A 13,842-nucleotide genomic window follows, 5' to 3' on the forward strand; every position below is an offset into this window, starting at 1 on the left:
TTCGTCACTTTACGTCGTCGAGCGACGTTAGGTCATGGAGCCTCACGGTGATCACCGCCACAAGGCAAAGTTGCCCTCGCGGCACGAGTTATCTCCTGTGAAAGGTGGGATTGTCGTTTCAGGCGGAAGGGCTATTTCCGCGAAAAGGCATCGACATGTGGATACGTGGAACAGTGCGGCTGATCATCGTCGCGCTCCTCGGCATTGAGATCACCATAATCGCGCTGGCCTCGGCCGCCTCCGCCGCCACCCACCCCGAAGGGACACCGGCACAGAGCGGCCTGTACGAAGGGCTGCCCATGCACGGGTCCGGCCCCTCGGCGGCCGAGATCATCGCGGGCACGTACGAGATGGGGCCGCACCCCTGGGCGTACGAGGAGCTGATGCTCCTGGAGATGGGCGACTGGCCGGCGCTCGACCAGCGCTGGCCGCTGGCCGCCGTCGAGCGCGCCCAGGTGATCCGTGAGCGCAGGGCCGACGCCGCCGCCTCCTCGAAGGTGGAGCAGGCCGAGCGGGCCGCCGATCGGGCCGAGCAGCGTGCCGAGGAGGCCGCCGAGGAGGCCGAGAGGTCCGGAACGCGGGAAACGGCCACGCAAGCGGTGAAGCGCATCGTACGCACCGGGGTGGCCCAGATGCCCCAGGCACGGCCCCGCGTGGCTTACAAGCGCGCTCAGGTCGATCTGACGCGGGCTCTGCCGAGGAAGGCCGCCATCCGGATGTCCCACGCGACCGCCAGCGGGTGGCTGAGGAGCGCGGGGCTGCGCACGAAGTCCACCGGGAACTGCGCCAGCAAGCACATGCACCACTGCACCTCGCTGGACCGGGTACGCACCGGGACGATCGCCAGGGCGATCGAGCTGAAGCAGGAGAGCGGCTGCCCGATCATGGTGACCGGCGGCACCGAGCGGGGCCACGCGCCCGGCCACTTCAGCCACGGCAACGGCTACAAGCTCGACATCTCCCACAACGCCTGCATCGACCGGCACATCACCAAACACCATGACAAGGCCGGGGTACGCAGCGACGGAGCCACGATCTACAAGGCGAAATCAGGCACGACGTTCTTCGACGAGAGCGACCACTGGGACATCCTGTTCCGGTGACAGAGCCACGGCGCACGCCCACGAAAAAGGTGTGACGCCGCACGAACGAACGCACGACGCCACACCCTGACGGAACTGCTGGAACGACGAACTGCTGGAACGACGAACTGCTGGAACGACGAACTGCTAGAACTCCGCTGCGACCAGCTCGGCGATCTCCGCCGCGTTGAGCGCCGCGCCCTTGCGCAGGTTGTCACCGCACACGAACAGGTCGAGCGTGTTCGGGAAGTCGATCGCCTGACGGATGCGGCCCACGTACGTCGGGTCGTTGCCCACCACGTCGAGAGGCGTCGGCCAGATCCCGTTCTCCGGGTCGTCCATGAGGACCACCGTCGGAGCCGCTTCCAGGATGCGGTGCGCGTCGGCGACCGTGATCTCACGCGCGAAGCGCGCGTGCACGGCCAGCGAGTGCGTCGTGACCACCGGGACACGGACGCAGGTCGCGGAGACCTTCAGGTCCGGGATGCCGAGGATCTTGCGGGACTCGTTGCGGAGCTTGAGCTCCTCCGAGGCCCAGCCGTCGGCCTTCACCGAGCCCGCCCACGGCACCACGTTGAACGCGATGGGCGCGGGGAACGGCGACTCCTCCGGCAGCTTGTTGGCCAGCACCTTGCGCACGTCACCGGCGCTCTGACCGATCGTGCGGTCACCGGCCAGCGCCTCGATCTCGTCGTACAGCCGCGCGGAGCCCGCCACCCCGGCGCCGGACACCGCCTGGTAGGAGGCGACGACCAGCTCGGTGAGCGTGAACTCGGCGTGCAGCGCCCCCATGGCCGCCATCATCGACAACGTCGTGCAGTTGGGGGTCGAGATGATGCCCCGCGGCCTGTTGCGCGCGTCGAGCGGGTTGACCTCGGGCACGACCAGCGGAACGTCGGGCTCCATGCGGAACGTGCCGGACTTGTCGACCACGATCGCGCCGCGGCCGGCCGCGATCGGCACCCACTCGGCCGACACCTCGTCGGGCACGTCGAAGATGGCGATGTCGATGCCGTCGAACACCTCGGGCGCCAGGGCCTGCACGACGACGTCCTCGCCGCGTACCCGGAGCACCTTGCCCGCCGAGCGCGGGGAGGCGACGAGACGGATCTCGCCCCAGATGTCCTCGCGCGACGACACGATGTCGCGCATGACGGTGCCGACGGCGCCGGTCGCGCCGATCAGTGCCAGACTGGGCCTCTTGCTCATCGTCCTGAACCTCCGTACACCACGGCTTCGACCTGGTCGGCGTCGAGATCGAAGGCTCGGTGCGCGGCGGCCACGGCCGCGTCGACACCGTCCTGCTCGACGATCACTGAGATGCGGATCTCCGAGGTGGAGATCATCTCGATGTTGACCCCCGCGTCGGCGAGGGCCGCGAAGAACGTCGCCGTGACGCCGGGGTGCGAGCGCATGCCCGCGCCGATCAGCGACACCTTCCCGATCTGGTCGTCGAACAGCAGCGACTCGAAACCGATCCGGGGCTGGATCTTCTTCAGCGACGTCAGCGCCGTCTGGCTGTCGGCCGTGGGCAGCGTGAACGAGATGTCCGTGCGACCCGTGGCGGCGGCCGAGACGTTCTGCACGATCATGTCAATGTTGATCTCGGCGTCGGCCAGCGTTTTGAAGATCGTGGCAGCCTCGCCGACCTTGTCGGGCACCCCGACAACAGTGATCTTGGCCTCGCTCCGGTCGTGCGCGACGCCGGAGATGATCGGCTGCTCCATCTCGGTTCCTTCGGTGTAAGGGTCGGAGACGACCCACGTGCCTTCCTTGGTGCTGAACGAGCTGCGTACGTGGATCGGCAGGTTGAACCGTCGAGCGTATTCGACGCAGCGCAGATGCAGGATCTTCGCGCCGCACGCGGCCATCTCCATCATCTCGTCATACGAGATCTTGGGGATCTGCTGCGCCGCGGGCACGATGCGCGGGTCGGCGGTGAAGATGCCGTCGACGTCGGTGTAGATCTCACAGACGTCGGCGTTGAGCGCCGCCGCCAGCGCCACGGCCGTGGTGTCGGAGCCACCCCGGCCGAGCGTGGTGATGTCCTTGGTGTCCTGCGAGACACCCTGGAACCCGGCCACGATCGCGATGTGGCCCTGGTCGATCGCCTCCTGGATGCGGCTGGGCGTCACGTCGATGATGCGCGCCTTGCCATGCGTGGAGTCGGTGATCACACCTGCCTGCGAGCCGGTGAACGAGCGGGCCTCGTGGCCCAGGTTGGCGATCGCCATCGCCAGCAGGGCCATCGAGATGCGCTCGCCCGAGGTCAGCAGCATGTCGAGCTCGCGGCCCGGAGGCAGCGGCGACACCTGCTCGGCCAGGTCGAGCAGCTCGTCGGTCGTGTCGCCCATGGCGGAGACGATCACGACCACGTCGTTGCCGGCTTTTTTCGTCGCGACGATCCGCTGCGCGACCCGCTTGATGCAGGACGCGTCGGCGACGGACGAACCACCGTACTTTTGCACAACGAGCGCCACGAGAGTCTCCCGGTTAGGACTGTGAGCTGCCAGTCTACTGGGGGCCTCTGATGCGCCAGTTGGTTCGTACCACTATGTGGATGATCAGACCGTGGTCGCTTCCTCGGCCACGTCGAGCCTCGAGTGCGCTGCCAGGGCCTGGAGCGCGCGCATCGCCGCGCCCGCGTGGTTGCCCCAGGTGTTGAAGTAGGAGAACTGCCACCACCACAGGGCTTCGTGCGGGCGCCCCGCGTGGTAGTGGCGCAGCCCGTGGATGAGGTCGGCGGCCACCGCGGTCAGGTCGTCGGACAGCCGGTACGGCGTGACGCTGGTGTCCTTGTACGGGTCGAACACCTCGGCGTAGTCGTCGACCGCCTCCAGCCGCTCGGCCAGCGCCGTGCGGACCCCGTCGATGTCGGGATCCTCGCTCATCGGCGGCTCGTAGTTGCCGGCGAGGATGACGTCGCGGTTGGCGCCGAGCTTGGCGCCCGCCAGGCTCATCTGGGCGACCTCCACGAGCAGGATCGACCAGATGGCGTCGCCGCCCTCGCCGCCCGCGACCCTGGTCAGGCCGTCCACGTAGTTCTGTGCGTGCCCGGAGATCTCTTCCGCCAGCGCGCTCCACTGGTCAGACATCCAGCAGCCTCCGTCCTTCGAACGCGCGGCCCAAGGTGACCTCGTCGGCGTACTCGAGATCACCGCCCACAGGCAGACCGCTGGCCAGTCGTGTCACTTTGATGCCCATCGGCTTGACCAGACGGGCGAGGTAGGTAGCCGTCGCCTCGCCCTCGAGATTGGGGTCGGTGGCGAGGATGAGCTCGGTGACGCGGCCGTCGGCCAGCCGCGTCATCAGCTCGCGGATGCGCAGGTCCTCGGGGCCGATGCCGTCGATCGGGCTGATCGCGCCGCCGAGCACGTGATAGGTGCCGCGGAACTCGCGCGTCTTCTCGATCGCCACGACGTCCTTGGACTCCTCGACCACGCAGATGACATGGGTGTCGCGGCGGGTGTCGCGGCAGATGCGGCACTCCTCCTCCGCGGCCACGTTCCCGCAGACCCGGCAGAAGCGGACCTTGTCCTTGACCTCCAGCAACGCGTGCGCCAGCCGTTTGACGTCGGCTGGATCGGCCGCCAGCAGGTGGAACGCGATCCGCTGCGCGCTCTTGGGACCGACGCCGGGCAGCAGGCCCAGCTCGTCGATCAGGTTCTGGACGACCCCTTCGTACATGCCTAGAACCCTGGCAACTGTCCGAGGCCGCCGCCACCCAGCCCCTGGGCCAGCGGGCCGAGCTTCTCCTGCTGCAGATCGGCTGCCGCCCGCACGGCGTCGCGCACAGCCGCGATCACCAGGTCGGCGATCGTGTCGGCGGTGTCCTGCGCGTCGCCCGCGTCGATCACACTCGGGTCGATCTTGAGCTCGAGCAGCTCGCCCGAGCCGTTGACGACGGCCGTGACCAGGCCGCCGCCCGATGAGCCCTCGATCTGCGCGTCGTTGAGCTCCTGCTGGGCGCTCACAAGCTGCTGCTGCATGAGCTGTGCCTGCTCCAGCAGCTGCTGCAGGTTGACATCCCCTGGGTTCACCGTCGTGCGCTCCTCGTGGCTCCGCGTTCTTGACTGCCACGAGCCTACGGGGTTTGGGCGGAGTCCTGTACTGGCGGAGCACCCCGGTTTCCGTCCGCGACATCCCATCCCGTTTCCATGTGCCGCGTGAGGCGGCCGTTGCCGGCCCCGTACCGCCGCCCTGACCTGGCCCCCGCGGCCGTGTTCCGACGTGTTCCCCGCCGGGCCCGCGTCCGACACCTTTTGTCGTGGTCTGTCGAACATCGGAGTGTTTTGGCCGGGTCTCGGCCCCCCTCCAGTGTCCGAGACCCGGCCATCACGCCGGCGGAGCGGCCGCACCACGCCGACGCGTTGGCAAAGGACGTTACGCAGAGGAACGTTGCACACACGTTGCGTTCATTCAATCACCCTCTGCAATCCCCCTGAACGGGTTGCGCTGGGCGGGCGCAAGACGGATGCTCTAATTGACTACTTGGAGTGACCGATGAGTTACGCCCATCTTGACGCGTACTCCCGCCTTCTACGCGGAGCGCACGAAGCCGTAGCGACAGGTGGGGCCTGGCCGGCGTCGCCCCGCCATCTGATCAAGGCGTCCTGGCGCCGTTCGCTGGACGCGGGGATCGACCTTGAGGGCAAGAGTGCCCCACTTGTCTGCGACCCCACCTCGATAAGAGACATCAGGGAAATCCACCCCCTGCAACCCTTGCTGCCCCTGCTCGCCCAGACCCTGTCCGGACTGGCCGACGAGACCGGCCACATCATGATCGTCACAGACAGCGACGGACGGGTATTGTGGCGCGAAGGCAACTACTCGGTCATGTGCCGCGCCGACCGCGTCGGCCTGGCCGCCGGCCACCAGTGGGGCGAGCCCGACGTCGGCACCAACGGCATCGGCACCGCCCTGGCCACCGGCAGGCCCGTGCACGTGTACTCCGAGGAGCACCTGATGCGGGTGCTGCACATCTGGTCCTGCAGCGCCGCCCCCATCACCGACCCCGACTCGGGGCGCGTCATCGGCTGCGTGGACGTCAGCGGCACCGCCCCCAGTCTGCACCCCGCCACGGTCGCCCTCGTGGCCGCCACCGCCAAGCTCGCCGAGACCCAGCTCGCCCTGCGGATGCACGAGCGCGACGAACGGCTGCGCCGCCGGTACGAGTCCCTGCGCGGCCGGCCCGGCATCCTCCTGTCGTCCACCGGCCGCGTCATCTCCGGCGACCCGGGCGGCGACCTGGGCGAGCGCGTCCACCTCGGCGGCCCGCTGGGAGAGCGCCTCCACCCCGCCCCCACCGATCGGGGCGGGCGGCGCCTGGTCCTGCGGGACGGCACCGCCGCCTTCCTCGAACCCTTCGCCGGCGGCTTCCTCCTGCGCCCCACCCCGTCCGCCGCCCCGCCCACCCTCACCCTGTCGCTCCTCGGCGAAGGCACCCCGACCGCCTCCTTCGGCGACGACACGCGGCCCCTGTCGCTGCGCCACGCCGAGCTCCTCGCCCTCCTCACCCTCCACCCGCACGGGCTGACGGCCGAGCAGCTCTCCTTCCACCTGTACGGGGACGACGGCAACCCGGTGACGATCAGGGCCGAGATCCACCGGCTGCGCGGGCAGCTCGGGGAGGCCATCGCCGCCAAGCCGTACCGGCTGGCCTGCCCGGTGGAGGCCGACTTCATGACCGTGCGCCGCCTCCTGACCTCCGACGATCCGGCGGGGCTGGCCCGGGCTTATCCGGGTCCGCTGCTGCCCCGCTCCGAGTCGCCCGAGATCCGGCGGGAGCGGGATGAGCTGGAGGCTCAGGTACGGGCTTATCTGTTGCGGCGTGGGGGGCCTGAGGAGTTGTGGGCTTATGCGCAGACGTGCAACGGGCGGGATGATTACGAGGTGCTGGAGCGGCTCGCCGCCCTGCCTGCCACCGATCTCCGCTCCGCCGCCGCCCGCTCCCGGCTGCTCTCCTGAGCGGCTGCCTTCGGCTGCGCTCCTGCGCGCCCGCCACTGCGCGCGCTCCCCGCCGTACGCCGCTACGCCCGTCGGCGGCCGATCAGGGGCGGCCGATCGGGGGCGGCCGATCGGGGGCGGCCGATCGGGGGCGGCCGATCGGGGGCGGCCGATCGGGGGCGGCCGATCAGGGGCGGCCAATCGGGGGCGGCCGATCAGGGGCGGCCAATCGGGGGCGGCCGATCAGGGGCGGCCAATCAGGGGCGGCCGATCTAACCGATCAGGTGTGGTCGATCTCCCCGATCACCTTCGCACCGAGCTCCCGCTCCAGCAGCGCCATCCCCGAGACGGCATCCACGTCGGCATCGGCGTCGTTGAGCGGATCCACCTCATCGGTCTCAGCCCCCTTGTCCCGCCCGGGGATCGCGTCAGGCCAGGCAGCAGCGGCACCGCTACGGGCAGCGGGCACGCGCGGCCCGGCCTGAGCCGCCGCCTTGGCCGCCGACCGCGCCGCAGCCAGCCCGGCGCCCGTCTGCGCACCACCCGCCGCCGCGTCACCCGGGTGCTGGGCCGCGCTGACCGTCCGCGTGGGATCGGGGCTGGGCGGGGACCCAGGACCGAAGTCGTCGGGAGCATCGGGCCAGGACTCATCCGTGGTCTGACGTCCCGGCGCACCGGCCGGAGGCTGGTCGGCCTCCTGACCACCCCGGTCCTCGTGGGAAGCGCCGTGCGAGGCCGTACGCCCCTGAGAGCCCCCAGAACCCTGACCGCCCTGCGGCCCCGGCACGCCCTGCGCCACCACCTGCGGCCCTGACACACCCTGCGGCCCTGACACACCCTGCGGCCCTGACACACCCTGCGGCCCGCCGGGCCCGTGGCCGCCACCCGCCTGAGACGGCGCGGCACCCTGGGACGGGGCGCGGGCCGGTCCGCGAGGCGCGGGAGAGCCACCGACGACCGCCTCGACACGCCAGGTGCCACCGAGCACCTCGCCCAGCACCCCGGCCACCACGACGTCCTTGCCGCCGCCGGTGAAGTTCTTCATCGCGCCGACCTGGCTGAACCCGAGCGTGACCAGGTTCCCCTCGACGCCCACCACCTGGGCGTTGGTGCTCACGTTCGCCCAGACGACGATGCTGCGCTGCTTGAGCGCGGCCAGCACGGCGGCCCACTGCGACTGCACGACACCCGCGCCCCCGGCCGTCGGAGCCCCGCCCCCAGGGCCCGGCGAAGGCTGGTACGTGCCACCGGCGGGTGCGGCAGCCGCTGGAGCAGGAGAAGGCGTCGCCGAGGCGGCACCGGGACGCACCGGCTCTGGCCAGTCGTCGCCACCTCCGCCCGTACCGGCGGGGGCGTGCGCCTGAGCGCCGGAAGCGGCGGAAGCCTGCGCGGCCGGAGCCGCATGAGCCTGCGGCGCGGCCGGATCCCCATGTGTCTGCGCGGCGGGAGCGCCGTGAGACGGCGTCTGAACGCCACCCCCAGAGGCCCCCGCGCTGTCATCGACCCCTGCCACCTGCGCCGGACCCGCGACGGACGCCGCCGCAGCGCCCGCCGGCACTGGGGCTCCATGCCCACCGCCGGCGGCGATCTGCGCCCCTACGGCGCTCACCGTCCCGAGCCCCACCGGAGAACCCCCCGCAGGAGCGACAGCCGCACGGGCCGCCGCCATCTGCGCGACGGCACCCCCACGTTCGAGCCGTTCGAGCCGCGCCAGCAGCGCCGCCTCGCCCTGCGCCGCCCCGGGCAACAGGACGCGGGCGCACATCAGCTCCAGCAGCAGCCGCGGCGAGGTGGCGCCGCGCATCTCGGTGAGCCCGGCGTTGAACACCTCGGCCGCACGGGTCAGCTCGGCCGGGCCCATGGAGGCGGCCTGCCGTACGAGCCGCTCCAGCTCGTCGGCGGGACGGTCGAGCAGGCCGCTGGAGGCGGCCTCGGGCACGTTGGCCAGGATGACCAGGTCGCGGAAACGTTCGAGCAGGTCGGAGGCGAACCGGCGCGGGTCGTGACCGCCCTCGATCACCCGGTTGACCGTGTGGAAGACCCGGCCGCCGTCCCGGGCCGCGAACGCCTCGACGACCTCGTCGAGCAGGTCGCCGTCGGTGTAACCGAGCAGGGACACGGCCTTGGCGTAGGTGATGCCGTCCTCCTCCGCCCCGGCGAGGAGCTGGTCGAGGATCGACAGCGAGTCACGCGCGGACCCGGCCCCCGCGCGAACGACCAGGGGCAGCGCGGCCGGCTCGAAGGGCACGCTCTCGGAGCTGAGGATCTCCTCCATCAGCGCCTTGAGCGTCGCGGGCGGCATCAGCCGGAACGGGTAGTGGTGCGTACGCGACTTGATGGTGCCGATGACCTTTTCCGGCTCCGTCGTCGCGAAGATGAACTTCAGGTGCGGCGGGGGCTCCTCGACGAGCTTGAGCAGCGCGTTGAAACCCTCGCGGGTCACCATGTGCGCCTCGTCGATGATGTAGATCTTGTAGCGCGCGGAGACCGGGGCGAAGAACGCTCGCTCCCGCAGGTCACGCGCATCGTCCACGCCACCGTGGGAGGCGGCGTCGATCTCGATGACGTCGAGGTGCCCGGGCCCGGTCGGGGCCAGCGCGACACACGACTCGCACTCGCCACACGGATCGGGCGTGGGGCCCTGCTCGCAGTTGAGAGAACGCGCCAGGATGCGGGCGCTGGAGGTCTTGCCACATCCGCGGGGGCCGCTGAACAGGTAGGCGTGGTTGATCCGGCCCGTACGCAACGCTTGTCTCAGCGGATCTGTGACGTGTTCCTGACCCTTGACCTCGGCGAAGGTCCCGGGTCGGTACTTGCGGTAAAGCGCAAGGCTCATACGACCATCCCGCCTGCGAGGGGGCTCTCAACGAAGAGACCCCCCGCACACCCGCCAGAGCCCGCTTATCCTTGCTGCCTTCCGGCCCTGGGGAGGTTCACAGGATGACGCCGCGCGAGGGGTCCCTGGACAGTCTAGCCGCACGCCGCAGTGCTCGCTCCACCCTGCGGGGAACGCTGGGGGGAATCTCGTGAGAGCCGCCGCGGGAAATGGTGGTCTGCGCACCCGGAGAAGTCCGGTAAGCTCGTCGGCGGAGGATTCGCCTAGTGGCCGAGGGCGCACGCTTGGAAAGCGTGTATAGGGCAACCTATCAGGGGTTCAAATCCCCTATCCTCCGCCAGCTCAGAGGGGTCATGCCGTGATCAGCGGCATGACCCCTCTTGCTTTGGGTCTCAGTTGGCCTCTTCAGGGCTCCTCCCCCTCCTCCCAGAGCAGGCCGTCAACCTGCCTCGCCACGGTGTTCCGGATGCCGTCGGTGACGTGCTGGTACCGGCGTGCCATGCCGCTGCTGGACCACCCCATGATGGCCATCACGGTTCGCTCGGGAACTCCCAGGATCAGCAGGACGGTCGCGGCGGTGCGCCGGGCGTCGTGGAGCCGACCGTCCCTCAGCCCGGCCGAAGCCAGGAGGTCTTTCCACTCGTGGTAGTCGCTGTAAGGGCTGACGGGGCGACCGGCCGTGCGGAACGGCGTCGGCGCGGGTCCGTGATCGCCAGCCCCCTGGACCGCATCACCCGCGACCAGGCGCAGATGAGATGAGCGCTCGTTCGTCATGCGGCCACCGTTCGCGGGCGGCGCGCGCCTGCCCGTAGTCCGCTGGAGCGTGCAGCACCTTGTATGAGCCGTCGCCGTCGCCGGCTTGGACGCGGCTGCCGGGGCCGACGACGTAGCCACCCGCGGCGCGTGTGTCGATGAGCCAGCCGACGCTCCCCCTCGCCGCAAGGCCAACGACGCGAGTTGAGAAGTGTCCCAACTGTTCCCGGTCTCCCTAAGCCTGCTCTGAGCAGCGCGCGCCGAGTCGCCTGCGAGACAACACCCGGGACGCGAAGAAGCCGGAAGGATACTTCCATGATCAAGCGCTTATTGGCGGCGTTGAGCCTCTTAGCCGCGGTTGCAGGTTGCGATGCGGCATGGTTGCCCAGGACGGTGATCACGGTCGATCCCGATGCGCTCGCGGAAGTGCGAAGCGTGGGCCGCGTCGTCACGCGGACCTTCGTGGACCCGATGTACGAGCGGACTGTTCAAGTCATCGAGGTTCTGGTGGTCGACATGCGGGCCACCGGCTTTCTCGAAGCGCTCGACCTCGCGCGCACTCGCCTGGAGCGGCTCGGATGGAGCGAGGTCGGCTCTACTGACGTGTCGGTGCAGATGGAGTCGAGTCGCTGGGAGGGGACGACCACGACGCTCGACTCCGTGGAGGAACTGGATGCGCTCGGTGCGCGACTGGAGCCGACGGCGGGAGAAGCACTGCGGGCTGATCCGAAGAAGTGGGCGAACTACATCGTGGTGTCACTCTCCAGCGTGAACGAGAGTGTGCACGAGTAGGTGTGAGCCCGCAGGGTCTGTCCGGTTCCCGATGATGTCGCAGGCATGCGGGCTTCGTCAGGCTTCCTGATCGAACTCGGCCTTGCGCCGAGCGAGGTAGGCGGGCCAGTCGGTACGCGCGGCGACGACGTCCTCGATCGACAGCCTGATCACCCCGCAGGAGCCGACGGAGCAGGCGCGCGGCATGGAAGCGTCGATCAAGGAGATCCCCCCGATCTGATCACCGTCGTTGAAGGTGCAGAGCACGGGGTGGAAGGAGCAGTCTTCGTAGATGTCGCCGGGTCTGATGCGCCCGGGCTGGTCTCTGGTCACAGAGCAAGTTTGAGGGGCCTGGCGCACCAGGCGAACGAATTCCGCGCACCGCCTCCGCGCTCCACTGTGTCGTTCGAGCTCGGCGTGCACGGCTTCCCACGCCATCTCCGTCTGCACTACCATCGCCCCCTTCATCACCGAAATCGCACGGGAGGTCCCATGATCCGCACCGGACTGCTCAAGAAGATCGCCATCGTGCTCGCCGCCGGTCTCATCGCGCTCGGCCTCGGCGCGGCGACCGCCTCCGCCGCCTCCGCCGCCTCCGCCGCCTCCGTCGCCGGCGACATCGGGCTCCCCGGGGGCTCCGGCGAGATCTCGGACCACCCTCAGCCGTAAGTACCGCCCCGGACACCCAGGACCCCTGCCTTCGGCCGGTGCCGTGACGCGGTGGCCTCCGCATGATGTGGCGTCATGCCACACGAAGACCCCGCACCTCGGATCATCGCGCTCGACGTGCTGCGCGGCTTCACGCTGTGCGAGATCCTCCTCGCCAACATCCAGCTCATCGCCAACGGCGACCGCGCCGTCACGGCGCCGCCCATGGGCGAGTGGGATCCCTGGCTCGGGCTCCCGATCTTCTCCCTGCTCTTCGGCGTCGGCTTCGCGCTGCTGCTTGACTCCGCCGCGAACCGTGTCCCCCGCCCGCGACTGCCGTTGCTGCGCCGGCTGCTCGCGTTGCTGGTGATCGGGCTCGGGCACGGGCTGCTGTGGCGGGGGGAGATCCTCACCGTGTACGCGGTCGTGGCGCTGCTGGTGCTGCTGCCCTCGACCTGGCTGCCGCGTTGGGCCGTGGCAGGTCTGGCTCCGGTGCTCGTCGCGGCGGCGTCGGGCGCCGGCGGGGGCGGTGGTCCGCTGATGATCGCCGGGCTGTTTCTGCTGGGCTCTGCGCTAGTGCGCTACGGGGTGGTCGAACGCCTCGAGAGGTCCACGCGGGTGCCGCTGGTGCTGGGCCTGGGCCTGGCGGCGGGGGTGGCCGCGGCCGGGGCCGTGGCGCCCGGGCACTCCTTCGCGAGCGGCCTGGCCGATCTGCTGCTCGCCGGTGTGTACGTGTGTGCCGTCCTCGTCCTGCTCAGAACGCCGTTGCGACCCGCCATGCAAGCCGTGTTCGCGCCCCTGGGCCGGATGGCGCTCACCCAGTACCTGACCGCCACCGTGCTCGTCCTGATGGCCGGCCGGCTCCTCGGGGTGCCGATCGGGCAGTCCCTGCAGGCGGCGTACCTGACGGCCGGAGCCATCCTGGTGATCCAGTGGCTGTTCTGCACGCTCTGGCTGCGCTGCTTCAGGCAGGGCCCGGTCGAGTGGCTGTGGCGATGGGCCACCTGGGCCAGGCGGCCGGTGCTGCGCCGGAGGGTGCCGTCCTGAGAAGGCCGGTGGCATGATGCCGCTCATGGCGACTTCGGCGCGGTGGCGGGCCGTCTGGGTGGGCGGCGCGCTGGTGCTGGCCGTCGCGGCCGTCGCGCTGCCCCACTGGCCGCTGTTCGGGTCCGAGGTGGTGGGCACGGCCGTGGAGGAGGTGCTGGAGGTCGATCCGGCGCAGCGGGCGGCGCTGCTGGAGGCCGCCGACCGCTTCCTGGAGACGGATCCTGACCGGAACGGACGCGACCTCCTGCGCACCGAACGGCCGGAGCTGGGGCCGCGGACGTTCTGCCGGGAGGAGTTCGTCGAGGTGCGCAGAAAGGATCCGCACCTCCTGCTCGGGATCGTGGCCTCCTGCATGGAGCTGGCCCGTTCGGGGGACACGCTCGTCGCCGGCAGCGGGTTCGGCGGCCCGCTGCTCCTGACCGTCGAACGGGCCGGGGGCCGCTACGCCGTACGGGAGGTGCGGGAGCCGCTGGACGGCGACAGGAACCTGCCGTCGATCCGCGAGATGTTCTCGCCCGAGGGGGCGCCGCGGGCGGTGGTGGCGCAGTCCGACGGCGGCGAGCTGCATGAGGCGGTCGTCGAGGAGGCCCGCCGGGTCTTCGGCCTGCCCGCGGGCACCGAGCTCACTTACCTCTCGATGTCGGCATACTTCGGTCTTTCCCGTACATGACCATGTGAGCCGGTCCTAGGCTCGGCCGCGTCCATCGCCGCCCCATGGAGAGGGAGGCTCGCCATGTCCGGGCCTTATGGAGCCGAAGC

Annotated in this window: 14 protein-coding genes, 1 tRNA gene and 1 other RNA gene; 7 read left to right on the forward strand and 9 right to left on the reverse strand. The window is 70.2% G+C overall.

Annotated features, from left to right (window positions below):
• Positions 1–173: 173 nt before the first annotated feature.
• On the forward strand, positions 174–1,103 hold the full coding sequence (locus LCN96_RS55690) for a hypothetical protein (protein WP_225270450.1): 930 nt from the start codon (positions 174–176) through the stop codon (positions 1,101–1,103).
• Between the two features lie 126 nt (positions 1,104–1,229).
• Here the strand turns inward: LCN96_RS55690 and LCN96_RS55695 are convergent, their stop codons facing one another.
• The 5 genes from LCN96_RS55695 to LCN96_RS55715 all read right to left on the reverse strand — a co-directional run bounded on the left by LCN96_RS55695 (position 1,230) and on the right by LCN96_RS55715 (position 5,122).
• On the reverse strand, positions 1,230–2,291 hold the full coding sequence (locus tag LCN96_RS55695; RefSeq protein ID WP_225270451.1) for an aspartate-semialdehyde dehydrogenase: 1,062 nt from the start codon (positions 2,289–2,291) through the stop codon (positions 1,230–1,232).
• Positions 2,288–3,562, reverse strand: a complete 1,275-nt coding sequence (locus LCN96_RS55700) for an aspartate kinase (protein ID WP_225270452.1) — start codon at positions 3,560–3,562, stop codon at positions 2,288–2,290. Before LCN96_RS55700 ends, LCN96_RS55695 begins: the two co-directional genes overlap by 4 nt.
• An 84-nt stretch (positions 3,563–3,646) precedes the next feature.
• Entirely contained in the window at positions 3,647–4,177 is a 531-nt protein-coding gene (locus LCN96_RS55705) for a DUF5063 domain-containing protein (protein ID WP_225270453.1), read from the reverse strand.
• Positions 4,170–4,769, reverse strand: coding sequence for a recombination mediator RecR (gene recR, locus LCN96_RS55710; RefSeq protein WP_225270454.1), 600 nt, complete (start codon positions 4,767–4,769; stop codon positions 4,170–4,172). Before recR ends, LCN96_RS55705 begins: the two co-directional genes overlap by 8 nt.
• A gap of 2 nt (positions 4,770–4,771) precedes the next feature.
• Positions 4,772–5,122, reverse strand: coding sequence for a YbaB/EbfC family nucleoid-associated protein (locus tag LCN96_RS55715; RefSeq protein ID WP_139629532.1), 351 nt, complete (start codon positions 5,120–5,122; stop codon positions 4,772–4,774).
• Positions 5,123–5,804: 682 nt separating this feature from the next.
• Here LCN96_RS55715 and LCN96_RS55720 point away from each other — a divergent pair.
• Positions 5,805–7,049: a GAF domain-containing protein gene (locus LCN96_RS55720; protein ID WP_225270455.1), complete on the forward strand. Its 1,245-nt coding sequence runs from the start codon at positions 5,805–5,807 to the stop codon at positions 7,047–7,049.
• A 259-nt stretch (positions 7,050–7,308) separates the two neighbouring features.
• Here LCN96_RS55720 and LCN96_RS55725 read toward each other — a convergent pair whose 3' ends face one another.
• Positions 7,309–9,864 (reverse strand): DNA polymerase III subunit gamma and tau, encoded by a 2,556-nt coding sequence (locus LCN96_RS55725; protein WP_225270456.1) that lies wholly within the window; start codon positions 9,862–9,864, stop codon positions 7,309–7,311.
• A gap of 31 nt (positions 9,865–9,895) precedes the next feature.
• Positions 9,896–9,991, reverse strand: an RNA gene (gene ffs, locus LCN96_RS55730) — signal recognition particle sRNA small type.
• Positions 9,992–10,116: 125 nt separating this feature from the next.
• On the opposite strand from ffs, the gene LCN96_RS55735 reads away from it, so the two are divergent.
• Positions 10,117–10,204, forward strand: a tRNA-Ser gene (locus tag LCN96_RS55735).
• Positions 10,205–10,269: 65 nt separating this feature from the next.
• On the opposite strand, the gene LCN96_RS55740 is transcribed toward LCN96_RS55735, so the two are convergent.
• On the reverse strand, positions 10,270–10,638 hold the full coding sequence (locus tag LCN96_RS55740) for a tyrosine-type recombinase/integrase (protein ID WP_225270457.1): 369 nt from the start codon (positions 10,636–10,638) through the stop codon (positions 10,270–10,272).
• A 294-nt stretch (positions 10,639–10,932) separates the two neighbouring features.
• Between LCN96_RS55740 and LCN96_RS55745 the strand changes: the two genes are divergently transcribed.
• A complete protein-coding gene (locus tag LCN96_RS55745) occupies positions 10,933–11,409 on the forward strand; it encodes a hypothetical protein (RefSeq protein WP_225270458.1) in 477 nt (158 codons plus the stop codon).
• A 57-nt stretch (positions 11,410–11,466) separates the two neighbouring features.
• Here LCN96_RS55745 and LCN96_RS55750 read toward each other — a convergent pair whose 3' ends face one another.
• Positions 11,467–11,721: a hypothetical protein gene (locus tag LCN96_RS55750; protein WP_225270459.1), complete on the reverse strand. Its 255-nt coding sequence runs from the start codon at positions 11,719–11,721 to the stop codon at positions 11,467–11,469.
• 159 nt (positions 11,722–11,880) lie between these two features.
• Here LCN96_RS55750 and LCN96_RS55755 point away from each other — a divergent pair, with 159 nt between their 5' ends.
• The 3 genes from LCN96_RS55755 to LCN96_RS55765 all read left to right on the forward strand — a co-directional run bounded on the left by LCN96_RS55755 (position 11,881) and on the right by LCN96_RS55765 (position 13,753).
• Positions 11,881–12,057, forward strand: a complete 177-nt coding sequence (locus LCN96_RS55755; RefSeq protein ID WP_225270460.1) for a hypothetical protein — start codon at positions 11,881–11,883, stop codon at positions 12,055–12,057.
• 75 nt (positions 12,058–12,132) lie between these two features.
• Entirely contained in the window at positions 12,133–13,083 is a 951-nt protein-coding gene (locus LCN96_RS55760) for a DUF418 domain-containing protein (RefSeq protein WP_225270461.1), read from the forward strand.
• A gap of 25 nt (positions 13,084–13,108) precedes the next feature.
• Complete coding sequence (locus LCN96_RS55765; RefSeq protein ID WP_225270462.1) at positions 13,109–13,753, forward strand: hypothetical protein; 645 nt, start codon at positions 13,109–13,111, stop codon at positions 13,751–13,753.
• The last annotated feature ends 89 nt before the right edge of the window (positions 13,754–13,842 follow it).

It is taken from the genome of Nonomuraea gerenzanensis (assembly GCF_020215645.1).
GTDB lineage: Bacteria > Actinomycetota > Actinomycetes > Streptosporangiales > Streptosporangiaceae > Nonomuraea > Nonomuraea gerenzanensis.

Coding starts and splice junctions, on each gene's coding strand:
- LCN96_RS55765 (WP_225270462.1), top strand. CDS start 13,109: ATGGCGACTTCGGCGCGGTGGCGGGCCGTCTGGGTGGGCGGCGCGCTG.
- recR (WP_225270454.1), bottom strand. CDS start 4,769: ATGTACGAAGGGGTCGTCCAGAACCTGATCGACGAGCTGGGCCTGCTG.
- LCN96_RS55705 (WP_225270453.1), bottom strand. CDS start 4,177: ATGTCTGACCAGTGGAGCGCGCTGGCGGAAGAGATCTCCGGGCACGCA.
- LCN96_RS55745 (WP_225270458.1), top strand. CDS start 10,933: ATGATCAAGCGCTTATTGGCGGCGTTGAGCCTCTTAGCCGCGGTTGCA.
- LCN96_RS55725 (WP_225270456.1), bottom strand. CDS start 9,864: ATGAGCCTTGCGCTTTACCGCAAGTACCGACCCGGGACCTTCGCCGAG.
- LCN96_RS55740 (WP_225270457.1), bottom strand. CDS start 10,638: ATGACGAACGAGCGCTCATCTCATCTGCGCCTGGTCGCGGGTGATGCG.
- LCN96_RS55760 (WP_225270461.1), top strand. CDS start 12,133: ATGCCACACGAAGACCCCGCACCTCGGATCATCGCGCTCGACGTGCTG.
- LCN96_RS55695 (WP_225270451.1), bottom strand. CDS start 2,291: ATGAGCAAGAGGCCCAGTCTGGCACTGATCGGCGCGACCGGCGCCGTC.
- LCN96_RS55755 (WP_225270460.1), top strand. CDS start 11,881: ATGATCCGCACCGGACTGCTCAAGAAGATCGCCATCGTGCTCGCCGCC.